22 protein-coding genes and 1 pseudogene are annotated in these 25,086 nt (G+C 69.0%); 9 read left to right on the top strand and 14 right to left on the bottom strand.

The window, feature by feature from the left end:
- The first annotated feature begins 116 nt into the window (after positions 1 to 116).
- The 3 genes from ALI144C_RS16160 to ALI144C_RS16150 all read left to right on the top strand — a co-directional run bounded on the left by ALI144C_RS16160 (position 117) and on the right by ALI144C_RS16150 (position 3,053).
- A complete protein-coding gene (locus ALI144C_RS16160) occupies positions 117 to 593 on the top strand; it encodes a hypothetical protein (RefSeq protein ID WP_143230677.1) in 477 nt (158 codons plus the stop codon).
- Positions 590 to 2,098, top strand: a complete 1,509-nt coding sequence (locus ALI144C_RS16155; protein WP_076987907.1) for a hypothetical protein — start codon at positions 590 to 592, stop codon at positions 2,096 to 2,098. The genes ALI144C_RS16160 and ALI144C_RS16155 overlap by 4 nt, the downstream gene beginning before the upstream one ends.
- 106 nt (positions 2,099 to 2,204) lie before the next feature.
- Positions 2,205 to 3,053, top strand: coding sequence for an LLM class flavin-dependent oxidoreductase (locus tag ALI144C_RS16150; protein ID WP_076987906.1), 849 nt, complete (start codon positions 2,205 to 2,207; stop codon positions 3,051 to 3,053).
- Here the strand turns inward: ALI144C_RS16150 and ALI144C_RS16145 are convergent.
- Positions 3,050 to 3,415, bottom strand: a complete 366-nt coding sequence (locus ALI144C_RS16145; RefSeq protein ID WP_076987905.1) for a glyoxalase — start codon at positions 3,413 to 3,415, stop codon at positions 3,050 to 3,052. The genes ALI144C_RS16150 and ALI144C_RS16145 overlap by 4 nt on opposite strands.
- 324 nt (positions 3,416 to 3,739) lie before the next feature.
- On the opposite strand from ALI144C_RS16145, the gene ALI144C_RS16140 reads away from it, so the two are divergent.
- Positions 3,740 to 6,556 (top strand): aconitate hydratase, encoded by a 2,817-nt coding sequence (locus tag ALI144C_RS16140; protein ID WP_076987999.1) that lies wholly within the window; start codon positions 3,740 to 3,742, stop codon positions 6,554 to 6,556.
- A 54-nt stretch (positions 6,557 to 6,610) separates the two neighbouring features.
- Here ALI144C_RS16140 and ALI144C_RS16135 read toward each other — a convergent pair whose 3' ends face one another.
- Entirely contained in the window at positions 6,611 to 7,249 is a 639-nt protein-coding gene (locus ALI144C_RS16135) for an O-methyltransferase (RefSeq protein ID WP_076987904.1), read from the bottom strand.
- A gap of 57 nt (positions 7,250 to 7,306) precedes the next feature.
- On the opposite strand from ALI144C_RS16135, the gene ALI144C_RS16130 reads away from it, so the two are divergent.
- Positions 7,307 to 7,903 carry a TetR/AcrR family transcriptional regulator gene (locus ALI144C_RS16130; protein ID WP_237774160.1) on the top strand — a complete coding sequence of 199 codons (597 nt, stop codon included), beginning with the start codon at positions 7,307 to 7,309 and terminating at the stop codon, positions 7,901 to 7,903.
- Positions 7,904 to 7,906: 3 nt separating this feature from the next.
- On the opposite strand, the gene ALI144C_RS16125 is transcribed toward ALI144C_RS16130, so the two are convergent.
- From ALI144C_RS16125 to ALI144C_RS16110, 4 genes are all read right to left on the bottom strand, one after another.
- Positions 7,907 to 8,818, bottom strand: coding sequence for a DNA-3-methyladenine glycosylase family protein (locus tag ALI144C_RS16125; protein WP_076987902.1), 912 nt, complete (start codon positions 8,816 to 8,818; stop codon positions 7,907 to 7,909).
- A gap of 47 nt (positions 8,819 to 8,865) precedes the next feature.
- Positions 8,866 to 9,435, bottom strand: coding sequence for a TetR/AcrR family transcriptional regulator (locus ALI144C_RS16120; protein ID WP_143230676.1), 570 nt, complete (start codon positions 9,433 to 9,435; stop codon positions 8,866 to 8,868).
- A gap of 114 nt (positions 9,436 to 9,549) precedes the next feature.
- On the bottom strand, positions 9,550 to 11,133 hold the full coding sequence (locus tag ALI144C_RS16115; RefSeq protein ID WP_237774159.1) for an alpha/beta fold hydrolase: 1,584 nt from the start codon (positions 11,131 to 11,133) through the stop codon (positions 9,550 to 9,552).
- Between the two features lie 91 nt (positions 11,134 to 11,224).
- Positions 11,225 to 11,674 (bottom strand): Lrp/AsnC family transcriptional regulator, encoded by a 450-nt coding sequence (locus tag ALI144C_RS16110; protein ID WP_076987900.1) that lies wholly within the window; start codon positions 11,672 to 11,674, stop codon positions 11,225 to 11,227.
- Between the two features lie 121 nt (positions 11,675 to 11,795).
- On the opposite strand from ALI144C_RS16110, the gene ALI144C_RS16105 reads away from it, so the two are divergent.
- Positions 11,796 to 12,551, top strand: coding sequence for a hypothetical protein (locus tag ALI144C_RS16105; protein ID WP_076987899.1), 756 nt, complete (start codon positions 11,796 to 11,798; stop codon positions 12,549 to 12,551).
- Here the strand turns inward: ALI144C_RS16105 and ALI144C_RS16100 are convergent.
- The 6 genes from ALI144C_RS16100 to ALI144C_RS16075 all read right to left on the bottom strand — a co-directional run bounded on the left by ALI144C_RS16100 (position 12,541) and on the right by ALI144C_RS16075 (position 18,612).
- The gene (locus ALI144C_RS16100) at positions 12,541 to 13,056 is read right to left on the bottom strand and encodes a VOC family protein (RefSeq protein WP_202818962.1); all 516 of its coding nucleotides are present in this window, start codon (positions 13,054 to 13,056) and stop codon (positions 12,541 to 12,543) included. The two genes, ALI144C_RS16105 and ALI144C_RS16100, sit on opposite strands and share 11 nt — an antisense overlap.
- Positions 13,057 to 13,168: 112 nt before the next feature.
- Positions 13,169 to 14,140, bottom strand: coding sequence for an L-histidine N(alpha)-methyltransferase (gene egtD, locus ALI144C_RS16095; protein ID WP_076987897.1), 972 nt, complete (start codon positions 14,138 to 14,140; stop codon positions 13,169 to 13,171).
- Entirely contained in the window at positions 14,133 to 14,906 is a 774-nt protein-coding gene (gene egtC, locus ALI144C_RS16090; protein WP_076987997.1) for an ergothioneine biosynthesis protein EgtC, read from the bottom strand. The genes egtD and egtC overlap by 8 nt, the downstream gene beginning before the upstream one ends.
- 1 nt (position 14,907) lies before the next feature.
- A complete protein-coding gene (gene egtB, locus ALI144C_RS16085; protein ID WP_076987896.1) occupies positions 14,908 to 16,254 on the bottom strand; it encodes an ergothioneine biosynthesis protein EgtB in 1,347 nt (448 codons plus the stop codon).
- The gene (gene egtA, locus ALI144C_RS16080; RefSeq protein ID WP_076987895.1) at positions 16,251 to 17,471 is read right to left on the bottom strand and encodes an ergothioneine biosynthesis glutamate--cysteine ligase EgtA; all 1,221 of its coding nucleotides are present in this window, start codon (positions 17,469 to 17,471) and stop codon (positions 16,251 to 16,253) included. Before egtA ends, egtB begins: the two co-directional genes overlap by 4 nt.
- Before the next feature lie 109 nt (positions 17,472 to 17,580).
- On the bottom strand, positions 17,581 to 18,612 hold the full coding sequence (locus ALI144C_RS16075; protein WP_076987894.1) for an FAD-dependent oxidoreductase: 1,032 nt from the start codon (positions 18,610 to 18,612) through the stop codon (positions 17,581 to 17,583).
- Between the two features lie 49 nt (positions 18,613 to 18,661).
- On the opposite strand from ALI144C_RS16075, the gene ALI144C_RS16070 reads away from it, so the two are divergent.
- Positions 18,662 to 19,627: a helix-turn-helix transcriptional regulator gene (locus ALI144C_RS16070; RefSeq protein WP_076987996.1), complete on the top strand. Its 966-nt coding sequence runs from the start codon at positions 18,662 to 18,664 to the stop codon at positions 19,625 to 19,627.
- On the opposite strand, the gene ALI144C_RS16065 is transcribed toward ALI144C_RS16070, so the two are convergent.
- A complete protein-coding gene (locus ALI144C_RS16065; RefSeq protein ID WP_076987893.1) occupies positions 19,618 to 20,535 on the bottom strand; it encodes an SDR family oxidoreductase in 918 nt (305 codons plus the stop codon). The two genes, ALI144C_RS16070 and ALI144C_RS16065, sit on opposite strands and share 10 nt — an antisense overlap.
- An 86-nt stretch (positions 20,536 to 20,621) precedes the next feature.
- Here ALI144C_RS16065 and ALI144C_RS16060 point away from each other — a divergent pair, with 86 nt between their 5' ends.
- The gene (locus tag ALI144C_RS16060) at positions 20,622 to 21,194 is read left to right on the top strand and encodes a TetR/AcrR family transcriptional regulator (protein ID WP_143230675.1); all 573 of its coding nucleotides are present in this window, start codon (positions 20,622 to 20,624) and stop codon (positions 21,192 to 21,194) included.
- Positions 21,195 to 21,320: 126 nt separating this feature from the next.
- On the opposite strand, the pseudogene ALI144C_RS16055 reads toward ALI144C_RS16060, so the two are convergent.
- Positions 21,321 to 24,146: pseudogene (locus tag ALI144C_RS16055) on the bottom strand (PQQ-dependent sugar dehydrogenase); the annotation flags it as partial.
- 316 nt (positions 24,147 to 24,462) lie between these two features.
- Here ALI144C_RS16055 and ALI144C_RS16050 point away from each other — a divergent pair.
- Positions 24,463 to 25,062, top strand: coding sequence for a TetR/AcrR family transcriptional regulator (locus ALI144C_RS16050; protein ID WP_076987890.1), 600 nt, complete (start codon positions 24,463 to 24,465; stop codon positions 25,060 to 25,062).
- The last annotated feature ends 24 nt before the right edge of the window (positions 25,063 to 25,086 follow it).

Genomic DNA, 25,086 nt, shown 5'->3' with positions numbered 1-25,086 from the left:
GTGCCGTAACAGTGACAACTTAGTCACCGTGCATCACAAAATCCTCTTTGGACAGCCCAGACGTGCGAATTCGACCCGAAAGGGGGACGCCGGCGCCGGGTTGGGACCATGATCCGGTGCGGACTTTGATGCCCCGGATCGGTGCCGTGGGGGCAGCCGTCGGCCTCGCGCTCGTCGTGCTCGGCTCGTTCCTGCCGTGGGTCCGATCGGGCACAGTGTTCTACAACAGCTACCAGTCGCTGGGGATCCTCCGTCATCTCGGCTTCACGGACACGTTCCCGGCACTGGGGATCCTGCTGGACATCTGGCTGGGGGTAATACCAGCGGCAGCTGTGGCGATTGCCATGTACGCTCTGCGCCTACGCCGGACGGCCGCGGTGCTGGCGGTCATTTTGGCGTTGTTGATGGGAACGATCGCGGGGGCAGCCACCGTCCAAGGGGAGAACGAGGACGGTGTCATCAGTATCGCAAGCACTGGACCAGCAGTGATGCTGGCTGGCGCGGTGCTCACGCTGCTCGGCGCGGTCGTCGTCCTCGTCACGCAGCGCAACCGAGTGAAGCAGTACCAGCAAACTTCTGGAGGGGACCTGTGACCTATCCGCCTTCCGGCGGCCAGTGGCAGCCGAACGATCCGAACCAGCCCCCGCAGCAGCCGGGGCAGCCGAGCGGCGGGTTCCCGGCGCAGCCAGGCGGCTACCCGCAGCAGGACCCGGCTCAGGGGTACCCGCAGCAGGGCTACCCGCAGGACCCTGGTCAGCAGGCCTACCAGCAGCAGGGGTACCCGCAGCAGGATTTAGGCCAGCAGGGTCACCCGCAGCAACCCGGCTACCCGCAGGACCCGGGCCAGGCGTACCCGCAGGGCTACGGCCAGCCCGGCTACCCGCAGCCACCGAAGAAGAAGACCGGCCTGATCGTCGGCGTGCTCGTCGCGGTGGTCGCGCTCGTCGCCGGTGGCCTGGTGTACTTCCTGGCGATCCGGCAGAGCGACAGCGTCGCCCAGGGCGCGCCGACCCCCACCGCGGCCGCGCAGAACCTGGTCGACAAGATCAACGCCGGTGACGTCGCCGGTCTGTTCACGGTGCTGCCGCCCGCGGAGTCCGCGCTGCTGCGTGACACCAACACGCAGATGACCAACGAGCTCAAGCGGCTCGGCGTGTACAAGCCGGACGCCGACCCGAACAAGATCAGCGGCCTGAAGGCGACCGGCCTGAAGTTCGACGAGACCAAGAAGCAGGTCGTCAACGACCACCTCGAGATCAACATGCTGACCGAGGGCCAGGTCGAGATCAACTCGGACATGCGTGACCTGCCGTTCAACGAGAAGTTCCTCGACGAGGCCTTCCCCAACGGCATGGACGCGCCCGCCGGGCAGACCCAGAAGATCGACATCGCCAAGGTCGTCAAGCAGACCAAGCAGCCGATCCGGATCGCGACGGTCAAGGTCGGCGACCAGTGGCACCCGAGCCTCTTCTACACGATCGCGGACTACGCGCTGCTGGCCGGAAAGCAGAAGTGGCCGTCGTCCCCGGTGGCCGCGAACGGCGCGGGCAGCCCGGACGAAGCGGTGAAGCAGTTCGTCGACGCGGCGCTGGACGCCAAGGTCGAGCGGCTGATCGAACTGGTGCCGCCGGACGAGATGGGCGCGCTGCACGACGCGGGCCCGGCGCTGCTCAGCGCGATCGGCGACCTCGAGCCGACCGGTGCGAAGGTCGACAAGCTGGAGACCGAGACCAAGGAGACCACCGGCGGCACGAAGGTGATCCTGAAGTCGGTCACCCTGACCGTCGACGGCGAGCAGGGCACGATCTCGCGGCAGGGCGACTGCTACGAGGTGAAGGACCCTCAGGGCGAGGTCAACAAGTTCTGCGCGGCGGACGCGGCGGAGGGCATCGGCGGCAGCAAGATGCCGAAGGCGGCCGTCACGGCGATCACCCACATCACCGAGAGCGTCTTCAAGGAAGGCGTCGGTGTGGTGACCACGAAGGTCGACGGCAAGTGGTACGTCTCCCCCGGCCGCAGCTTCTTCGAGGTCTTCCTGCAGATCATGCGCGGTCTGCAGCCGGGTGACATCGAGGGCCTGCTCAAGGGCATGAAGTAACGAGGTGAACGCGGAAAGCCCGGCACCACGTGTGCCGGGCTTTCCGCTGTCCGGGCACGGTTGAGCGGTTGACATCAACCGTGCTTGAAGTTGAAGACTGCGAGGCATGGTGGATATCGGAGTGGTCCTGCCGTCGCTGGCGGTGCAGCAGGGCGAGAAGCTCGACCTCGCGGCGGCGGCACGGCACGCGGAGGACGTCGGCCTCGCCAGCGTGTGGCACGGCGACCACCTGGCCGTCGGGCGACCGGTGCTGGACCTCGCGATCGGCCTGACCGTCGCGGCGACGGCGACGAAACGCGTGAAGATCGGCGCCAGCGTCTTCATCCCGGCGATCAGGCCGCTGGCGTGGGCGGCCAAGCAGGTGGCGAGCCTGCAGTACGTGTCCAACGGCCGTCTGGTGCTCGGCCTCGGCTCGGGTGGCGGCGCGAAGCAGTGGGCGGCGGCAGGCGTCCCGTTCGCCCAGCGGGGCCAGCGCACGGACGTGGCGCTGCGCCTGCTGCCGCGGCTGCTCGCGGGCGATCACGTCGAGGAACTGGGCGTCGAACTGGCACCCGCGGTGACCCGCCCACCGTTCTGGATCGGGAACGCGTCGACGATCGCGATAGAACGCGCGGTCCGCTACGGCGACGGCTGGTTCCCGTCCCTCATCACCCCGGACGACGTGGCCAAGGGCGCCCGGAAGATCGGCGGGCGGCTGACCATCGCCGTGGGCACGACCGGTCGCCTCGGCCCCGACGAGGACGCACGGGCCGAGATAGCCATGGGCATCGCCGAGGCGTACGGCATGCCGATGGACCGGGCGGCGAAGATCCCGATCACGGGCACCGCGGAGCAGGCGGCCGAGCGCATCGCGGCCTACCAGGCGGCCGGGGCCGACCACCTGGTGTTCGGGTTCTCCGGCAGCGACTGGCGCAAGCAGTGCGAACTGTTGGCGGAGGCCCGGTCGTTGCTCTAGGTCCAGGGCTCGTGGTGGATGAATTCGATCCGGTTGCCCACCGCGTCGTACGTGTGCAACCGGCGTCGGCCGGGGATTTCCGCAGGGTCGGCCCACACCACCTCACATCCGGCCTGTTCCAACGCGGCCGCGACCACGTCGAGGTCCACCACGAACGCCGGATGCGCCTTGCGGGCGGGCCGGAAGTCGACCTCCACCCCGGCGTGCAACTCGCCGCCGCCGGGCACCTGGAACCAACAGCCGCCGCGCGCGGCCAGCAGCGGCGGCTTCGGCAGTTCCGGCCACCCGAGCACGCCGTGGTAGAACGCACGCAGTCGATCTTCGCTGTCCGCCGGACACGCCACCTGGACATGGTGAATCACGCCATACCACCCCGCCTTGTCGTCGAATACAGGACAAGCGTACTGTTAAGCCTGAAGGTGGGGCCCGGGGTCTGCGAGTCCGGCGGGGATGCGCGAGACTCGGCCCAACCGAACTGACCAGTGGTTGCGACCGGAGGATCGTTGGGGGTATTCGGCGGATCCAGGTTTCCGCTGGGCGTGCGGACGGAAGGTCCTCGTACCAGGTTGTACTTGGTCCTTTCGGCCGTGCGTCCAGCGGGAAGTTGGGCCGTCGAGACCCCCGACGAGCCTCCGGTCGTGACCACTTAGCCACCACCCGCACCGGCGCGCGAGATGGAGTTGGATGTGACTGCACCTGCGAGCAAGGACAGCTTCGGTGCCCGCGGCACGCTGACGGTCGGCGACACCTCATACGAGGTGTTCCGGCTGAACGCGGTCGAGGGCGCCGAGCGCCTGCCGTACAGCCTGAAGATCCTGCTGGAGAACCTGCTGCGGACCGAGGACGGCGCGAACATCACCGCCGACCACGTCCGCGCCCTCGCCGGATGGGACCCGAGCGCCGAACCCGCTACCGAGATCCAGTTCACCCCGGCCCGCGTGGTGATGCAGGACTTCACCGGCGTTCCCTGCATCGTCGACCTCGCCACCATGCGCGAGGCCGTCACCCAGCTGGGCGGCGACCCGGACAAGGTCAACCCGCTCGCCCCGGCCGAGCTGGTGATCGACCACTCGGTGATCGCCGACATCTTCGGCCGTCCGGACGCGTTCGAGAGGAACGTCGACCTGGAGTACGAGCGCAACAAGGAGCGTTACCAGTTCCTGCGGTGGGGCCAGACCGCGTTCTCCGAGTTCAAGGTCGTGCCGCCGGGCACCGGCATCGTGCACCAGGTCAACATCGAGCACCTGGCCCGCGTCGTGATGACCCGCGGCGGCCAGGCCTACCCGGACACCCTGGTCGGCACCGACAGCCACACCACGATGGTCAACGGCATCGGCGTGCTGGGCTGGGGCGTCGGCGGCATCGAGGCCGAGGCCGCCATGCTGGGCCAGCCGGTCTCCATGCTGATCCCGCGGGTCGTCGGCTTCAAGCTGCACGGTGAGCTGCCCGCGGGTGCCACCGCGACCGACCTCGTGCTGACCATCACCGAGATGCTGCGCAAGCACGGTGTGGTCGGCAAGTTCGTCGAGTTCTACGGCATCGGCGTCGGCGCCGTCCCGCTGGCCAACCGCGCCACCATCGGCAACATGAGCCCGGAGTTCGGCTCCACCTGCGCGATCTTCCCGATCGACAGCGAGACGATCGACTACCTGAAGCTGACCGGCCGCTCCGACGAGCAGCTGGCGCTGGTCGAGGCGTACGCCAAGGAGCAGGGCATGTGGCACGACCCGTCGGTCGAGGCCGCCTACTCCGAGACGCTCGAACTCGACCTGTCCACTGTGGTCCCGTCGATCGCGGGCCCGAAGCGCCCGCAGGACCGGATCGTGCTGGCCGAGGCCAAGCCCGCCTTCCGCGGCGCGCTCGGCAACTACGTCTCGCACTCCGAGGAGGAGTCGAACTCCTCGGTCGACGAGGCGATCGACGAGACCTTCCCGGCCAGCGACCCGATCGCGGTGCACGAGGGCGAGAACGGCGACGGCAAGCCGCGCGTCGCGCTCTCCGCGGCCGAGGGCAGCGAGGGCCGTCCGTCCACCCCGACCACGGTCACGGTGGACGGCAACACCTTCGAACTCGACCACGGTGCCGTCGCGATCGCCGCGATCACCTCCTGCACCAACACGTCGAACCCGTCGGTGATGATCGGTGCCGCGCTGCTGGCCAAGAAGGCCGTGGAGAAGGGCCTGGAGCGCAAGCCGTGGGTGAAGACCACGCTGGCGCCGGGTTCCAAGGTCGTCATGGACTACTACGAGCGCGCCGGGCTGCTGCCGTACCTGGAGAAGCTGGGCTTCCACCTGGTCGGCTACGGCTGCACCACGTGCATCGGCAACTCCGGCCCGCTGCAGGACGAGATCTCGCAGGCCGCGCAGGACCAGGACCTCGCGCTGGTGTCGGTGCTGTCGGGCAACCGGAACTTCGAGGGCCGGATCAACCCGGACATCAAGATGAACTACCTGGCCAGCCCGCCGCTGGTGGTGGCGTACGCCCTGGCCGGGTCGATGGACATGGACATCGTCGCCGACCCGATCGGCACGGGCTCCGACGGCAAGCCGGTGTACCTCGCGGACATCTGGCCGTCGCCGCAGGAAGTCCAGGACGTGGTCACGTCGTCGATCTCGTCGGAGATGTTCACCAACGACTACGCGGACGTGTTCCACGGCGACGAGCGGTGGCGTTCGCTGCCGACGCCGACCGGCAACACCTTCGAGTGGGCGGACGACTCGACGTACGTGCGCAAGCCACCGTACTTCGAGGGCATGAAGAACGACCCGGAGCCGGTCACCGACATCAGCGGTGCCCGCGTGCTCGCGCTGCTGGGCGACTCGGTCACCACCGACCACATCTCCCCCGCCGGTGCGATCAAGCAGGACTCCCCCGCCGGGAAGTACCTGACCGAGCACGGCGTGGAGCGCAAGGACTTCAACTCGTACGGTTCCCGCCGTGGCAACCACGAGGTGATGATCCGCGGCACCTTCGCCAACATCCGGCTGCGCAACCTGCTCCTCGATGACGTGCAGGGTGGCTTCACGCGCAACTTCCTCGAGGACGGCGCGCCGCAGACCACCATCTACGACGCCTCGGTGGCGTACGCCTCCGCCGGTGTCCCGCTGGTCGTGCTGGCGGGCAAGGAATACGGCTCGGGTTCGTCGCGTGACTGGGCGGCGAAGGGCACCTCGCTGCTCGGTGTGCGCGCGGTCATCGCGGAGTCGTTCGAGCGCATCCACCGGTCGAACCTGATCGGCATGGGCGTGCTGCCGCTGCAGTTCCCGGCGGGCGAGACGGTGTCGTCGCTGGGCCTGGACGGCACGGAGACCTTCGACTTCAGCGGTGTCACCAAGCTGAACGACGGCGAGACCCCGCGCACGGTCAAGGTCACGGCCACGAAGACCGACGGCGGCAAGGTCGAGTTCGACGCGGTCGTCCGCATCGACACGCCTGGTGAGGCGGACTACTACCGCAACGGCGGCATCATGCAGTACGTGCTGCGCAAGATGGTCCGTTCCTGACCAGCTGAGCGAAACAACCGCCGGGGTGCTCGTCACCCCGGCGGTTTTCGCGTTTCACGCGCCTGTGTAGCAGCTGATCTCCATGCCGTCCTCGACCGGGAACTCCATGCTGACGTAGCCGTTGGCCGGGTCGCGAACGTAGGCGAGGTGTTCGGCCAACGTGGGGAGCGTGATGTCGTCGGCGACGACCAGCGCGCCGGGCGCCAGCTTGGGCTCCAGCAGCCGCAGTACGGCCCGGGTGAGTTCCTTCCAGCCGTCCAGCAGCACCAGCCCGATCGGGCCGTCGATCGCCTCGAACGTCTCACGGGCGTCGCCGGCCAGGATGGTCGCGTGGGCGTCCAGCCCGGCTTCCTTGATGTTCAGCCTGGCCGCGTCGATCTTCGTCGCGCTCATCTCGCTGCCGTAGACGTGCCCGATGCCGTTGTCGGCGACGGCCGCGGCCAGGTGGATCGTGGAGATGCCGTAGGACGTCCCGAATTCCACGACGGTCCCTGGCCGTGCCGCGCGGGTCAGTGCGTAGAGCAGCTTGCCGCCCGCCACCGAGACGGGCATGTAGATGTCCTCCATGGCGTCGGCCCGGCCCTGCGCGTCGCCGGGAGCCGTCCGCGGCGGCCTGGCCGCGTCCTCGTCGGCCGCCGCGAACAGCCGGTCGAGCACGGCACTGACTTGGGGGTTCGTGAGTGAGTTCGTCATGCCCCGTAGAGTAGACGCAACGTTGCGTCCAGTCTAGGGCTGGCTAGGCTGCACGACGTGACGAAGACGCAGCGGCACCATGGCAACCGGCACGGTCGCAGCGAAGAGGCCCGCCAAGCCGTGCTGGAGGCGGCGGACGACCTCCTGGTCGAACGCGGGTTCGCGGGATTCACCATCGAGGGCGTCGCGGCGCGCGCGGGGGTGGCCAAGCAGACGATCTACCGCTGGTGGCCGTCGAAAGTGGACATCCTGATGGAGGCCCTCGTCGGCGACATACGCAAACACCTGGCCATGGCGGACACCGGCACACTCGCGACCGACCTGCGCCAGTACGCCGAAACCCTCGCCGTCATGTTGACCCGTACCGACCAGGGGGCCGTCTTCCGCGCGCTGGCCGGACAGGCGCAGCACGACCCCGCGACGGCGGCCAGATTCCGCGCCGAATGCGTGGATCCTCTGCGCGCCAGGGAGAAGTCCCTGTTCGAACGCGCTGCCGAGCGGGGTGAGGTCGCGGCGGACCTGGACGTCGAGATCGCCGCCGACCGGCTCTTCGGTCCGCTGTACTACCGCGTCCTCGTCACCGGCGACGACGTCTCACCCGAGTACGTCGACGCGTTGGTCACCGACTACCTGGCTCACTTCCACGGTGAGTGAGGGCTACATCCGGGCCAGCTCTTCCCGCGCGCGAAACAGCACGGACACCCATGTGCGGTACGGCCGCCAGCCGTTGGCCACGTGTTCGAGCTCGTCGAGCGACGGGTTCGTCAAGCCGTAGGCGGTCGTGACGGCCTGGTGCAGCCGAGGCTCGGCCGTGGCGAACACGTCGGGATGCCCCGCGCCACGCAGCAGGATCAGCTGCGCCGAGAACGGCCCGATGCCGGGCAGCGTGGCCAGGAAGCGCAACGCCTCCCCTGCGGGCAACGCACGCAGCTTCGCGGCGTCCAGCGCTCCGGCCAGCGCCGCTTCGGCCAGCGCCAGCAGCCGCGCGCTCTTGACCTCGGGTAACAGCGGGACACGCCCCAGCGACAGGAGCCGCCGTGGGGCCGGGAACGTGTCGAGCCGTATCCCCGGCAGTTCGCCCGTCCCGGCCGGCACGGCGACCTTGCTACCGACCCTACGCGCGATTTGGGTCCTGAGCTCGGCAGCTTGCGCCATTCGGACGCGTTGGCCGATGACCGACCAGCACGCTGCCTCGTAGGGCGAATGGAACAGCACTGGTCGCAGGCCCGGCGCGAAGGACCGCACCTCGCCGACCACCGGATCGCGCTCGGCGAGGCCGGGAAAACCCGATCCGTCCACGTCCAGCGACAGGATTCGCCGGACGTGCCCGGTCGCGGCCGGGACGTCCTCCTCGTCGGCGTTCAGCCGCACCTGGACGGGCCCGTCCGGCTTCTCCTGGCGCACCAGGGCACCGACCGGCCGCCACGACGGCGAGGCCGGGAACCCCAGCCGCAGCCCGCCTGATTCGTCCGTGAAGGACCTGCTCGGCGTGAACCCCTCGATGAACCGCGCCGACGCGGCCAGGTCGAACGAACCGGTGTACGGCAGGTCGAGCCACTCGGTGATCATGTGCCATCTCCTCCTTGCCGACACGATGGCAGAGAGGTACGACAGTTTCAGTCCGAGACGTCCAGCAGGTACGCCCTGAGCACGCGCTTGAGCTCGGCCGTGAGCTCGGCTTCCGCCCGGCCGGACGCCGCGAGGATGTCGGGCAGCACCGCGCCGATGATCTTCACGACGACCGTCGCGACCAGCCGCCGCCTGCCCGGATCCAGTTCCGGCACCCGCGCCGCGATCGTCCGGTCGACGTTGTCGGTCACCGCCGCGCGCAACTGCCGGCACGGGTGGGCCCGGAACATCGCCTCGAAGGCGCGGTGGTCGCCCGCGATCCCGATCGCCGGGTCGACCATCCGGTCGATCACGTCGTCGAGCGGCACGCCGTCGACCCGGGCGTCCGGGTCGTGCGCCGCGGCGAGCGCGGCGACGTAGCGGTCGGCCAGTGCCGTGGCCATCGACTCCTTGTTGGGGAAGAACTGGTACAGCGTGCCTGGTGAAACGCCTGCCGTGGCGGCGATCGCGTTGGTGGTCGCGGCGCTGAACCCACCCGCGGCGAACACTTCCTCCGCCGCGTCGAGCAACTGGGCCATCCGCCGCTCGCCACGGGCCTGGCGCCGGCGTGGTTTCACTGTCCCGACCACGAGCCACCTCCGCGAGATAGCAGGGATCTCGCAGGATAACGATCAGCGGCCGCCAGGCGAAAGGCTTGGCGGCCGCTGTCGCATAACGGTGTCCCGTGCTCGTCAGAACGGTTGTGCGTCAGGCTGGCAGACCTGCCCCGGCTGCGGCGCCTCCAGCGTGATCAGGTACTTCGCCGCCGCCTTGTCCGCGCAGGACGAGTCACCGAGGATGCAGTGCCCGAACGAGTCGACGCTGAGCAGGACGGCGTTGCCGAGCTGGCGGGCCATCTGCTTGGCGAAGTCGTACCGCGTGGCCGGGTCGTAGTAGTTCCCGATCACCAGGACGGGGTTGTCGGTCTTGCGGTCCCACGGCCCGCGGAACGCGTCGGCGTGCTTCACCGGCCACGTCGCGCACGCGAGCGGGTCGGTGAAGATCTGGTACCTGCCGAACGTCGGCAACTCGCGTTCCCATTGCTTGGCCAGCAACGGAATCAACGAGGGCACGGGCGGGAACGGCTTGTCGCTGCAGTTCACGGCCTGGTAGGACTCGTCGCCCTCGTACGGGGTGTCCGCGCGCATGTCGTACTTGCCGCGCTTGGCGGCCTCCTTGAGCACGGACAGGCCCGCCTGCGAGAGCTGCGCGGCGACCGCGGCCGGTGGGTGCAGCACGTTGTAGGCCTGCTGCAGGAGTTGGGCGAGGAACTTGAACCCGGCCGGCCCGTACAGGGTGCCTGCCACGATTCCGGTGAACTGGTCGAGCCCGACCGGCCCGATGTCGGGCAGCGTGATGTCCTGGGTGCGCAGGTAGTCGCGGATCTCGTCGAACTTCGCCCGCGGGTCACCGGAGCTGAACGCGCACTTGTCGCCCTCGGCCTTGCAGCGCTTGAGGAACGCGTCGAGCGCGATCTCGAAGCCCTCGGCCCGGCCGTGGTCGTACCGCAGGCCGTTGTTCGTCCGCAGCTTCGGGTCGACGTTGCCGTCGAGGATGATCGCGCGCGAGTTGCGCGGGAACATCGCGGCGTAGGTCGCGCCGAGCAGCGTGCCGTAGGAGAAGCCGACGTAGTTCAGCTTCTTGTCACCGACGCCCTGGCGCAACAGGTCCAGGTCACGGGCGACGTCCTTGGTCGACATGTGCTTGAGCAGGTCGCCCGCGTTGCGCGCGCAGGAGTCCGACAGGTCGGCGTTCGCGGCCACCGTGTCGTGGATCTGCTGCCTGGTGACGGGAACGACGGACATCCGGCCGTAGACCGCACCGGCTTCCTCGTTGGTCTTGAAGCAGCGCAACGGGGTGCTCTGGGCGACGCCGCGCGGGTCGAACCCGACCAGGTCGAACCGGTCGAGCACCTCCGGCTCGAAGATCGCCTTGCCGCCCAGCGGCATGCCCCAACCGCTGCCGCCGGGCCCACCCGGGTTGAGGAACAGCGAACCGATGCGCTGCGCCTGGTTGCCCGCCGCGCGTCTCATCAGCGCGAGCGAGATGTTGCCCTTGCGTGGGTTGTCGTGGTCCAGCGGCACGGCGTACGTCGCGCAGCCGAACAGCGGCCGTTCGGCCGGTGGAACATCTTGGAGTACGTCGTCCGGGCATGCGCCCCATTGAACGGCCGGCGCAGCGGGTTGCTGCTGTCCGGCGGTGGCGGCTGGTGCCGACAGCGCCGATCCCGCGGCCAGGATGCCCACGAGTACCGCGATACGCGCCCTGATGGTCAAACTCCACCCCTCCTCACACCTGGTGACTGACACGAGAGGTAGTCAGACTCACACGCGCCGCGGCACCCAGGTACCTGCCAACGGAGGAAGGTCAGGCACGGAGGATCCGATCACGGGCCAATGGGACCTCGTGCAGGACCAACCGGCTGTGGGCCTGCCGGACGCCGTGGTGCTTCTTGAGTCGGTCGATGATGCCCTCCAGTTCGAGGGCGTTCGCGCAGACGATGCGCAGCTGGTAGTTGTACTCGCCGGTCAACCGGCTGGCCGAGATCACCTGCGGAACGTCGTCGAGCCCGCGCTCGAACTCGGCGGTGTCGACCGTGTCCTGGAGGCGGATCTCGCTGATGATCTGCATGTCCCGGCCGAGCACGCCGTAGTCGAGTTCGGCGCGGTAGCCGCGGATGACCCCGTCCTTGCGCAGCCGCCGGATCCGGTCGGCCACGGTGTTGGACGACAGCCGGACCAACCGGCCGAGTTCCTGGTAGGTGGCCCTGCCGTCGTGGGTCAGCGCGGCCACGAGCTGCCGATCGATGCGGTCCATACAGGTGATCCTAGAAAACCTCGGTCGTATCGACCAGTGACTGAGATCTTCTCGGCATCAGGGCAGCTGTGGCCGTGGATTCCGAGCCAATATCGGCGAAACCAGTGCCAGAGTCGAAGGCATGGAGGTCCTCCTGCTGAAGTTCACCCTGACCCCGTCCCTGATCCTGCTCGCCTCGATCACCGCCCAGCGAATCGGCCCGCGCTTCAGCGGGCGCCTCCTCGGGCTCCCCCTGACCACAGGGCCGTTCCTCATCCTGCTCTGGTTGGAAGCCGGGCCGGGAACAGCGGCAGGCGCGGCACACGGTGCCGCACTGGGACAGTTGACGGTCGTGGTGTTCTGCCTTGCCTACGCCACAGCGGCTACGCACACCGGACCGGCCGTGGCACTGACCCTGTCCGTCCTGTGTGGATTGATGGTCGCGTCGGCCGCCATGCTCGCGAACACGTTGTGGCTCTGCGTCGCGGCCCCGATCGCGGCGATCCTGTACCGCCCGGTGCTCGCCGCCGCCGAGCCAGGCCGACCGTCGCGCTGGGACCTGCCAGTGCGGGTGGTCACCGCCGGTGGGCTTGTCGTGCTGCTCACCGCGACCACTCCGTTGCTCGGGCCGGTTCTCGCAGGCGCTTTGGCCGCGCTGCCCCTGGTTTCCCTTGTCCTGGCACCTTCCATGCACCGCTCGTCCGGCGGCGCGGCGGCTGTCGGACTGCTGACCGGTGTCCTAATCTCAGCCGCCAGCACCATGGCTTTCCTCGTCGTCGTGGCCGAGGCGATGGTTCCGCTCGGCCCGCTGACCGCCTTCGGACTCGGCCTGGCCGCGCTGGTGATCACCGACCTCACCACGCGCGGCCTGCGTTCGCGCCGAGCGACTACGGCTTGACGACCTCGCTGGCGCGGCCCTGCGTGCGGCCACTGAGCTCGACGTCGAGGGTTTCCTGGGCGAAACGCATCTGCTCCTGGTACTCGGGCAGGTCGAGGCGGCGCATGCCTTCCTCGGGCGTGACGGTCTCGACGTTGGCGGTGACCCACCAGATGTTGCCGAACGGGTCACGGACCCGGCCGCCGCGCTGACCGAACGCGTTGTTGGACAGCGCGGTCACCTCGCGGGCCCCGGCATCGATGGCCGCGGCGTAGGCGACGTCGGCGTCCGGCACGAACACCCGCAGCAGCGACGGCATGTCCGGCCAGTCCTCGCGCTGGTCGAAGGCGAGCAGGACGGTGTCACCGACCCGGATCTCGGCGTGGCCGATGCTGCCGTCCGCCAGGGGAACCCGGCCCAGTTCGACGCCGTCGAAGGCAGCCTTGACGAAGTCGAGCAGCGCTCCCGTGTCCTTGGTGACGATCCAGGGGGCGACGGTCGTGTAGCCAGCTGGGGTGGTGGTCATCATCGGTCCTTTCCGCGTTGTCTGTGACCACCTTATGAGGCTTTGCGGCCAGGTCCTGACCTCAATGAAACCGGGCTCCGGACCCACTGAGTCCGGAGCCCGGCCGGGCGGCTCAGATCGCGCGGGACAGCGACAGGCCGAACCTGTCCTGCGTGTCCGTCCACCACTCGGTCAGCTCGAAACCCGCGTCGGCGAGTTCCGCCGCGATGCTTTCCCGGCGGAACTTGGCGGAGATCTCGGTGTGCAACTCCTCCCCTTCGGTGAAGGACACCACCATGTCCAGCGCCGGGATCCGGACACGCATGGCGCGCTGGGCGCGCAGGCGCATCTCGACCCACTCGTTGTCCGGGTCCCACAGCGCCACGTGGTCGAAGGCGTCCACGTCGAAGTCGGCGCCGAGCTCACGGTTGAGCACGTGCAGGACGTTCTTGTTGAACTGCGCGGTCACGCCCGCCGCGTCGTCGTAGGCGACGCGAACGGTCTCCGGGTCCTTCACCAGGTCCGTGCCGAGCAGGAGCCACTCCCCCGGCTGCAGGACGTCACGCAACGAGGCGAGGAACTTGGCGCGCTCGACGGGAAGCAGGTTCCCGATCGTTCCACCGAGGAACGCCACGACGCGCGGAGCCTCGCCGGGCAGCAGCGCCAAGTGCTCGGTGAAGTCCCCGACGACCCCGTGCACCACCAAGGAGGGGTAGTCCACGGCCAGCGCTTCGGCAGCGTCGCGCAACGCCGTGCGGGAGACGTCGAGCGGTACGAACTGGCGCAGCGTGCCCGCCGCGCGCAGGGCGTCCAGCAGCAGCCTGGTCTTCTCCGACGAGCCGGACCCGAGTTCGACCAGGGTGTGGGCCTGGCTGGTCGCGGCTATCCGGCCCGCGCGGTCGCCGAGGATCTCGCGTTCCGCGCGGGTCGGGTAGTACTCGGGCAGACGGGTGATCTGCTCGAACAGGTCACTGCCCCGCGCGTCGTAGAACCACTTGGGCGGCAGCACCTTCGGTGTGGCGGACAGGCCGACGCGCGCGTCCGCGGCGAGCGCGCGGGCGGCGTGGTCCTCGGCCAGGTGGACGTCGACCACCGGTTCAGTCATGGAATCCCTTTGGTCGGGCGCCGAGCGGCTGCACGGCGAGCGATGGCGGCCCCGGAGTTGCCGTGGCCGTCACGATGTGGCGATCCGGGACGGGTGTCCAACGCGGATCGGTGTCCCACGGCTCGGACGCGATCGCCACGCCATCCGCGGTGACCAGCGTGCTGAGCGAGTGGGTCCAGGCGGTCGCCACGAGCGTCCGCCCATCGGTGAGCATCAGGTTCAGTCGCGAGTCCGGAGCCAGCTCCGCGACTTCGCACACGGTTTCGGCGACCGCTTCGCACGGGTCCTGTCCGTCCCGCAACCGGGCACGGACAAGCGCCCACAGCAACGCGGCATCGGTCGGCGCGTCGAGCGTCATCAGGTCGGTCACCGGCAGACCCGCCGCCAGCGATTCGACCGACGACGGCCAGCCACGGACAACCCCGTTGTGGCTGAACAACCACCGGCCGTCGGTGAACGGCGCGGCCGCTGTCTCGACCACCGGCATCCCGACCGTCGCCGAGCGGACCGCCGCGAGCACTCCCGTTGCCCGCAACGGTCCCAGCAGGCCCGGCAGCGCCGAATCAGTCCACATCGGACTGACACGGCGGTACACGGTCGCGTCCGCACCGGCGAACCAGCCGACGCCGAACCCGTCGGCGTTGATCGTGCCGCCACCGCGCATGTCCGCGGGCGCCCAGCTCTGCCGCAGCAACGAGTGCGGCGGTTGCAGAACCAGGCTCGCCACGGACACGGCGGTGCCCAGGTAACCCAGATGGCGGCACACGTCAGCGCTGTTCGTCCGGCCGGTGTTCATCTGTACTGGGATCCCGCGCCAGCCGGAACCCGCTGAAGATCTGCCTGCGGATCGGGTAGTCCCAGTTGCGGAACGTGCCGCGGCAGGCCGCCGCGTCCGCGCCGAACGACCCACCGCGCAGCATCCTGTAGTCCGGCCCGAAGAACACCTCGGAGTACTCCTGGTACGGGAACGCCACGAAACCGGGGTAGGGGTGGAAGTCGCCACTCGTCCACTCCCACACGTCCCCGATCAGCTGGGCGACGCCCAACGGCGACTCGCCGAGCGGGTACGCGCCGATCCGCGCCGGACGCAGGTGGTCCTGGCCGAGGTTGGCGTGCTCGGGCCCGGGATCCTCGTCGCCCCACGGGTAGCGGCGCGACCGGCCGGTCGCCGGGTCGAAGCGGGCGGCTTTCTCCCACTCCACCTCGGTCGGCAGCCGCTTGCCCGCCCACGCGGCGAACGCCTCGGCTTCGTAGTAGCACACGTGCACGACCGGCTCGTCGAGCACGAGCGGCTCCACCGCGCCGAAACAGTCACGCAGCCTGCGGTCCCCGTCGCGCACCCAGAAGCGCGGCGCGACCAGCGACCCCTTCTGCCGGTACGCCCAGCCTTCCTCGCTCCACCACCGCTGCTGGTCGTAACCGCCCGCGGCGATGAACTCCAGGTACATCCCGTTGGTGACCGGGTACTTGTCGATGACGAACGCGTCCACGTGCACCTGGTGCGCCGGGCGCTCGTTGTCCAGCGCCCACGGCTCGACCGACGTCCCCATGGTGAACGGGCCCGCCGGGACGAGGATCTCCCGGTTGACCACCGGACCGGGCGGGGCGGGCGGTAACGGCGCCCGCAGCACCGGATCGCCCTTGCGCAACTGGTGCGTGGCCAGCATGGTCTCGTTGTGCTGCTGCTCGTGCTGCACGATCATGCCGAACGCGAACGCGTTCTCGACCAGCTTGCGGCCTTCCAGCGGCGTGCTGGCCAGCACGTCCATCACCTTGTCGCGGACCTCGCGCACATACGACCTGGTCTCGGTCGGCGAGAGCAACGGCAACGCCGGCCGGTCGGCACGCGCGTTCTGGAACGCGTCGTACATGGTGTCGATGTCCTCGCGCACCGGCTCACGGCCGCCCACGTCCCGGACGAGCCACAGCTCCTCCTGGTTGCCGATGTGCGCGTAGTCCCATACCAGCGGGGACATCAGCTTGGAGTGCTGGCGGACCAGGTCGTCGTCGTCGACCGCGTCGGTCAGCGCGGTGCTGCGGGCGCGCGAACGGGCCAGTTGCCGGGCGACCCGGTCGCGCAATGCCTCGATGTCGAGCTCGCCGAACGCCGTCATCCCTGGTTCCTCCCGTCGTGCAGCCTGTGTTCGATGTCGCCTGCCACCCTCCGCGCCAGCTCCGGCGTCAAACCCGTGACGTCCAGCGCCGCGATGCCGATCTCGGCGAGCGCGGCCGCCGCGCGGGCGAGCGCCGGGTCGCCCAGCCCGGCGCGGGCCGCTGTCAGCCAGTCGTTCGCCACCGGCGCGCAGATGTCGACCACCTTGTCGGCCTCGCTGAGCAGCGCGACCACCAGCGCGGCGGGCGCGAGCCAGCCGTCGCCCGGCTGGGCGTCGATGTACCGGATCTCCAGGTAGCCCTGCGCCCGGACCGGTGGGAAGAGGGTGGTGATGTGGTAGTCCAGGTCGGCGATCGTCGCCTGGCGGCCGAGGTCCGCCGCCCCGGCGACCCAGTCGGCGAAGGTGACGCCCGGCGGCGCGTCCCAGCAGCCGCCGTCGCGGCGCACGCACAGCAGCGGCGTGTCGAGTACGCGACGCGCCCAACTCGTCGCCGGGTCATCGGGTGTTTCCGACGGGTAGGTGCGGACCGGATCCGTGCCGAGGACGGTGTGCAGCCGGTTGGACACCCAGCCGGTGCGCTTGCCGAGCATCTGCGGCGAATTCGCGAACAGGGCGGACAACGGCGGCCCGAGCGCGTGCGCGGCACGCCAGCGCACAGCCAGGTCTTCGCGTTCGCCCGCGTCCACGCAGACCTGGAAACCCGCCGTGTTGCACATCATGGTGACGCCGTGGCTGCCGAGCGGCTCGAACGCCTTCTCCATCGCCAGGTAGCGCGGGGTTTCCAGGACTCTCGTCGGTGTCCGATATGGATCGATCGCCGACTCGCCCATGGTGAGGCCGCGGGTCGCAAGCAACCCGGCGAGGTAATGGGTGTCCGCCGTGACAGTGGCGTGGAGATCGGTCAGGGACTCCTCCGGCTGAGCCGAGATCTCGACCTGACCGCCCGGCTCCGCGGTGAGCGGGGAGCCACCTGGCAGGGAAGTGTGGGGACTGTCTGGATTCAGTGTGGGGGGCGCGTGGTCGCCGAGTGCCTGCCTGAGCGCGTCGGCCGACAGTGTCCGCGCGGGGTCTTCGACGTGGTGGACTGTCCATTCGAGCTCGACACCGACGAGTCTCGGTGGGCCGTGTTTGAAACAGACCGAGGCCACGTACGCCTCGGCCTCCACCCGCTCACGCAACGGGCGCAGCTCCGGCCCGTCGATGGGGGTTTCTCGCATTATGGTCACGGTTGCGCTCCTTCGATTCAACCGCCACAGACGCTACCCCCGGGGTCCGACAAAAGCATTGCGGAGACCTCAGGAGTCACCCTGGACCAGCGGCGATTACTCAGCGCATCAACAGTCCACCGGTACGGAGCAACGCGTTACGCGCGAATGCCATACGTGGCCGCATAGTCAGCCGACCGACCTGTCGCGCGGTGGCCGCCACCCGCTGGGAAGCCTTGCGCCGCAAGGAATCGTAGTGTCGCAACGCTTCTTCGGTGTCGGATATCGACGCCAGGCAGCGCCCCAGCACGGCACCGTCCTCGAGCGCCTGGCACGCGCCCTGCCCCAGATCCGGTGTCATCGCGTGAGCCGCATCACCAACCAAGGCAACACGATCCCGCACGTACGAGCGCAGTCGCGGCGCCACGTAGTGAAGATCATGTCGGATGATGTCCGATTCGTCCGTGGCCGCGAGAATCCGCCCGACCGGATCACACCAGTCGCCGAAAATCCGGTGAAGTTCGGGCAAATCCCGGTCGGCGAAACGCGTACCCGCGGGTGACCACACGGCCGCGTACCAGTTCGTCCGGCCACCCTCCACGGCGGTGACACCGAATTTGGCGCCGTGCCCCAAGATCTCGCCGGACGGGCCGTACCCGCCGTCGACGATGCCGCGCCACGCCGCGTACCCGGCGTACCGGAGTCCATAAGCGCCACCGAAACACGCTTCGCGCACAACGCTGTTGATCCCGTCCGCGCCAACGACCACCCGACTGTCCACGAGCAGGTCATCTACATCGGACACTTCGACGCCGGTCTTGACAACCCCGTGCGGAAGTGCGTCGAGCAGAAGCCGGGTCAGCGCGCCTCGGGAGACGAGGACAACGGGGTTTCGTGGCCGAATTCGGGCAAGCCGGAGGCCATCCGGCCGACGGAACACCGCTTCCGCTTGCGCCACACCGACTTGACGGATTTTGTCGCCCAACTCGAGGTAGTCCAACGCACGCAACGCGTTCGGCCACATCCCCAACGCGGTTCCGGCATCCGGAAGCGACGAACGCCGTTCCAGCACACGCACCGGCAGTCCCGCCTTGACCAACGCGACGGCACACGCGAGGCCGCCGATCCCGCCACCCACCACTGTGATGTCCATACGGGGAGGCTACTACAAGCATAGTTCGGCTCGTAGTATGCTCGACCACATGCGAGCGGAACGCCTGGTGGCACTGCTGTTCACCCTGCAAAGCAGGCGCAGCGCGACAATCGCCGAACTGGCAGACGCGCTGGAGGTGTCCGAGCGCACGATGCACCGGGACATCGCCGCGCTGCAGGCCACCGGCGTCCCGATCTGGACCGAGCAGGGCCGGGGCGGCGGTGTCCGGCTGGTGGACGGCTGGCGCACCCGGCTGGACGGCCTGACCTCGCGCGAAGCGGTGGCGATCTTCGCGATGGGCGTGCCCCGCGCCCTCGCCGACCTGGGCCTGGGCACAGCCGTCTCCGCCGCGCACGCGAAGGTCTCCGCGACCCTCCCGGCGCCGTTGCGCGACCAGGCCCAGCACGTCGCACAGCGTTTCCACCTGGACGCGCCGGGATGGTTCAAACGCGCGGACGAAGCCGAGCACCTCGCCGACGTGGCCCGCGCGGTCTGGGACCAGCACCAGGTCCGCGTCACCTACGGCCGCGCGGGCAACACGGTCGAACGCGTCCTCGACCCGCTCGGCCTCGTGCTCAAGGCGGGCGTGTGGTACCTCGTGGCCAGGGTGGACGGCAGCATCCGGACCTACCGGGTCAGCCGGATCACGGGCGCCGACGACCTCGACACGCGGTTCGACCGCCCGACGGATTTCGACCTCGCGACGTGGTGGCAGCAGTCGTCGGCCGAGTTCGAACGATCACTGCAGCGGGTGACGGTCCGGGTCCGGCTCAGCCCGGTCGGCGTCCGTGCGCTGCCTGGCGCCATCGGCCCCGACCTGGCGTCCCAGGCGCTCGCCCAGGCCACACCACCGGGCCAGGACGGCTGGACCGAGGTCGACCTGGGTTTGGAGAGCCAGGATGTCGCGGCCGGGCAACTGCTGACGTTGGGCGTCGAGGTGGAGATCCTGGAGCCGGAGGCCGTGCGGGTCGCGTTCGCGGACGCCGCACGGCGCATGTGGGAGCGTCACCGGTAACCGGTGGTGTCCGGGTCCTTGCCCTGCTCCTGCACCTCGTCGACGTAGCGCCACGCGTCCGGCCTGCTGCCGTCCACGTCGTCGACCTGGTAGACCTGGGCCAACTGGCCGCTGTTGAGCGTCTGGCCGGAGAACCGCGCCCGCTCCGGGTCCGCGGCCAGCGCGGCCACGGTCCTCCCCGTGAACGTCGGCGTCTCGGAGATCGCGAAGTACGGCTGGTGCTTGAGCGCGTCACGCCAGTTCTCCTCGGTCACGCCGAACGCGTCCAGCATCGCCTCCGAGCGCAACCAGCCCGGTGTCAACGCCACGACTGTCGTGCCGTACTCCTTGGTCTGGAACGCCTCGCCGCTCACCAACGGGTGCGACACGGCCTTCGCCAGGTAGAAGCCCAACGACGTGTCCTTGCGGTACTTCGCGTTGTACTCGGCCGTCCCGTCCGTCATCTCCACGACCAGGCCGCCTGGGTTGCGGATGATCAGCGGGAACAGGAAATGGCTCGTGATGAGGTGCGCGTCGACGCCGAGGCGGATCATCCGGAGGGTCTCGTCCAGCGACTGCTCCCAGACCTTCTTGCCCCACCCGATGTAGTTGTCGCCGCCCCAGACGCCGTCGACGAGGATGTCCAGCCTGCCGTGGTCCCGGTCGATCCGCTGCGCCAGCCCGGCCACCTGGTCGCGTTCGAGGTGGTCCACCCGCACCGCCTCGCCCTTGCCGCCCGCCCGTTCGATCAGCTCGAGGGTCTGCTCGATCGTCTCCGGGCGGTCCACTTCGGACCTGCCAGCGCCCGAACTGCGGCCGGTGACGTACACGAACGCACCCGCGCGCCCGAGTTCCACCGCGATCGCCCTGCTCGCACCGCGGGTCCCGCCCGCGACCACCGCCACCTTGCCGCTCAACTCTCCGCTCATGGTCACCACGATCGCGCCGAACCCTGACAGGGTCCGGCATGGTTTTCGGGCGTGATCGAAAACTACATGTGCAGTACTATTCACGGGTGCCTACCCGCCGTAACGAGATCCTGATCGGGGCCGTGTCCGTGCTGGCGCGGGGCGGCCCGAGGGCGCTCACCCACCTGTCCGTCGACACCGCCGCCGAACTGCCCAAGGGCAGCACGTCCAACCACTTCCGCACCCGGGACGCGCTGATCCAGGGCGTGCTGGGCCACTTGGTGAAGACCGAGCAGTCGCTGCTGGCCGACCTGCTCGGCAAGGTCGAGGGCGTCGTCGACCGCGAGGCGTTCGCCCGCAGGCTGACCGACATGGTGCTGTACATGACCGAGCAGGCCAGGGAGCTCACGCTGGCCCGCCGCGCGATCTTCCTCGAAGCCGCGTGGCGGCCGGAGATCGCCGACCAGATCCTCGGCTGGTCGGTGCGCTACTGGCAACTCGGCGGGCGCTGGCTGGACCGCCTCGGCTCCCCCGACGCCGAGGGCCACGCGCGGATCCTGCTCGCGTGCCTCGACGGCCTGATCACCGAGGTGCTCACGCGTCCCCTGCCCGCGCTGGACGTCCAGCGCGCGACCCGGCTGATCGTCGACGGCCTCCTCGACGAACGCACCCCCTCCTAACCCCCGGTTTTCCGTGCAACCAATGTGGCCTTTGTTGCGTTTTTCGCAACAAAGGCCACATTGGTTGCCAAAACGGGGGTGCTCGGGTGACCGGATCGCCGCCAAGGTCCGGCCACCCGAGCGGTCTCACGTCGAGGCGTTCGACCGTCCCCTCAGGACGGTGTCGGCCCCGCTGTTGGCGATGATCGCGTTCTGGATGGCGTCAAGGCCGCTGGACGACGTGACGCCGGGCAGCGTCGGCACGTTCACCGCGTAGAGCGTGAACGTGTACGGGTTGGTGCCACCACCCGGGCACGGGCCGAAGTACTTCGACGCGTTGGCCCCGCTGCCCATCGCCTTCTGTTTGGCACCGCCCTGGTTGGGCACGGTGAACCCCGAGCCGAGGTTCTCCGGCAACGACACCGTGCCGGGTGGGATGTCCCAGATGATCCAGTGCCGTTTGTTGCCGTCGTTGACCCGGTCGGAGAACACGATCGCGTAGCTCTTGGCGTCGGTGTTCTTTCCCCACGCCAACGGCGGCGACGGGTCCTGGCCCGCTGTGCCGTCGCCCGCGCACGTGTACTTCGCCGGGATCATCGCGTTGTCGGCGAACGCCGGACTGGTCAGCTTGAAGTCGCCGCCACCGCCCGAGTACTGGATGTCCACGTGCAGGATCCGGTCGTTGTCGGCGGTGCTGTCCTTGTCGGTGGAAGTGGTCAGCCAGATGTCGCCGTCGTGGTCGACCTCGACCGTGCGCAGCCGGTTGTACGTGCTCTGGAAGTACGTCTGCTGGTCGACGAGGTTGCCACCGTCGATGCGCATCCGGTAGACGCGCTGGCCGACCGTGGTCGCGACGAACACGTGGTCGTTGATGATGGTCAGCCCGCTCGGCGATGCCTGGCTGGTCGACCACGTCTTCTTCGGCGGGACGGTTCCCGCGCAGCCGTCGCCGGTCGTTCCCTCGCAGTGGGGCCAGCCGTAGTTGCCGCCCTTGGTGATCAGGTTGACCTCGTCCTGGGTGCTGTCGCCGAACTCCGCCTCCCACAGGCGACCCTGCGAGTCGAAGTCCAGTCCCTGCGGGTTGCGGTGCCCCTTGCTCCACACCGCGTTGCCGAACGGGTTGTCCGACGGGACTGTGCCGTCCGGGTTGATCCGCAGGATCTTGCCGTTGAGCGAGTTGTTGTTCTGCGCGTTGGCCTTGTTCTGGGCGTCGCCGACAGAGGCGTAGAGCTTGCCGTCGGGACCGAACCGCAGCCTGCCGCCGTTGTGGTAACGGTTACGCGCGAGGCCTTGCAGGAGCACCTGGTACGAGCTCTGCACCAGTTGGCCGTTCTCGTACTTGATCCGGATGATCCGGTTGTCGTCGGCCGTCGTGTGGTAGACGTACAGCCAGTGGTCCTGGGCGAACGTCGGCGCCACCTCGAGGCCGAGCAGACCGCCCTCGCCGTTGGTGCCCGACGCCTGGCTGATCTTGCCTGCCAGTTGCCTCGTGCCGCCCTCGGCGATCCGGTAGATGGTGAACGTGTTGCGCTCGCTGAACAACGCCGAGCCGTCGGGCAGGAACACCACACCCCACGCCACATCCACACCGCTCGCGATCGTGCTGACCGTGCCGGGGTTGGGCACGCCCGCCGGGCCGCCCTGTGCCGGGGTGGCAGCGATCTCGTTGCTGAAACCGGAGACGTTGCCCGCAGCGTCACGGGCGCGGACCTTGAACTTGTACTCCTTGCCGGTGGTCAGGCCCGCCACGGTTGCGCTGGTCGCGGAACCGTCCGCGGAACCCGACTGCGCGCCGTCGGTGAAGATGTCGTACCCGCTGACCTTCACGTTGTCGGTCGACGCGGTCCACGCCAAGTCCACTGTGGTCGCTGTCCTGCGCGGCGAGGTCAAGTTCCCCGGCACTGTCGGCGCCTCGGTGTCCGGCGGGGCCGGATCGGTGCGCACGACCACGTTGTTGCTCGCCTGGGAAACGTTGCCAGCCAAGTCCTTCGCGAGGACGGTCCAGTCGTACTCGGTGTCCGGCTGCAACCCGTCGACCGTGGTCGCCAGTACGTTTCCGGCCACGCTCTTCATGAACTGGCCGTGCTGGTAGACGTCGTAGCCCGAGACGCCGACGTTGTCCGACGCCGCGTCCCACGCCAGCGAGGTCGTGCGGGCGGTCTTGCCGGTGGACCGGAGGTTCGGCGGCGCGGACGGTGCCTCGTTGTCCGCGGTCCGGACCGACAACTTGTCGACGTTCGGCCCGCCGTTGGCGGTGGTCGCGGTTGCCTTGACCTTGTTCGGGCCCGCCGCGAGCGTCGCTTTCACCGTCGCGGTCTGCCAGGTCGTCCACGCGCCGGTGCCCGCGAAGGCCAAGCCGGACGAGACGGGTGTGCCGTTGACCGAGATGTCCATCGGCCGGTTCACCGTGGTGCCGTTGGCGTAGCGCAACACCAGGTCGACCGCGCCAGGGCCGTTCACCGTCCACTCGACGGAACTGCCGGCCACGTTGTCGTAGTTGACGAAACCGCGCCCGGAGAACCCGGCGTGGTTGGACTCCACGACACCCTGGCCGATCGCGGCGTCCTCGGCCTCGAAGTCGTTGGCCGTCGGCGGTGCGGAGACGTCGGCTTCGAGGTAGTCGAGGTTGGGTCCGCCGTCGGCGGTCGACGCGGTCGCCTTGACCTTGTTGGTGCCCGCGACGAACTGGGCGGTGACTGTCACGTCCTGCCATGTCGTCCACGCGCCGGTGCCGTTGAACGCCACGCTCCGGGCGACGACAGTCCCGTTGACCGAGATGTCCATCGGCCGGTTGACCGCGGTTCCGTTGGCGAACCGGAACTTCAGCGTCGCGGTGCCCGCCTGCGGGGCGTCCGCGGTGAACTCGACAGCGCTGCCTGCCACGTTGTCGTAGTTGACGAAGCCGGTGCCGGTGTGCCCGGCGTGGTTGGACTCCACGACGCCTTGGGTGATCGTGGCGTTCTCGGCTTCGTGTTTGGTGACGGCGGCGTGCGCGCTCACCACGGGCGTCAACGCGAGCACGGTCACGACTGCCGTGGCGCACGACGATAACGTCCCGCGCCATCGCGAACGGGGTGCCACTGAGGCCTCCTACAGGGATTGTCGGGGCGGAGGTACTGCGGCGGATTTCCGAGACGGGCAATTAGATAAGAAACTTTCCTATCTATGGGAGGGATCACACACCGTCGGCGGACCCTCTGTCAATCCCTGTTACTCTGTGTACGACCCGGCGATTGCAATCCGTACGTACGGATTGCAATACTTCCCCGGTGCGTGGGACGATTGTTCGATGCCACGCGTCAGCCAGGACCACCTCGACGCCCGCCGCCGTCAGATACTCGACGGCGCGCGGACATGTTTCGCGCGCTTCGGCTACGAGGGCGCGACCGTGCGCAGGCTCGAGGAAGCGACCGGCCTGTCCCGGGGCGCGATCTTCCACCACTTCCGCGACAAGGAATCCCTGTTCCTCGCACTGGCCGAGGACGAGGCACGGCGGATGGCCGACGTGGTGGCCGAGCAAGGTCTCGTCCAGGTGATGCGCGACCTGCTCGCGGCGCCCGCGGGCCAGGACCACCCGGCTGACTGGCTGGGCACCCGGCTGGAGGTGTCCCGGCGGCTGCGCACGGACCCCGAGTTCCGCGGCAGGTGGGCCGAGCGGTCCGAGGCGCTGACCGAGGCGACTCGGCAGCGTCTGCAACGCCAGCGCGAAGCCGGGAACCTGCGTGACGACGTCGACGTGAAGGTGCTCACGGCGTTCCTCGAACTGGTGCTGGAAGGCCTCGTCTCCCACCTGGCGATGGGCCTGCCCGCCGACGACCTCGAACCGGTTCTCGACCTGGTGGAGGAAAGCGTGCGCCGCCACCGCCGTGGTGTCGGCGCCAGCGACTGAGCCCGGTCGCGTGTGGACGGTCCG

Source organism: Actinosynnema sp. ALI-1.44 (assembly GCF_001984155.1).
Lineage (GTDB): Bacteria > Actinomycetota > Actinomycetes > Mycobacteriales > Pseudonocardiaceae > Kibdelosporangium.
The sequence above is the reverse complement of the archived record's forward strand: the minus strand, read 5'-3'. Positions and strand labels throughout refer to the sequence as shown.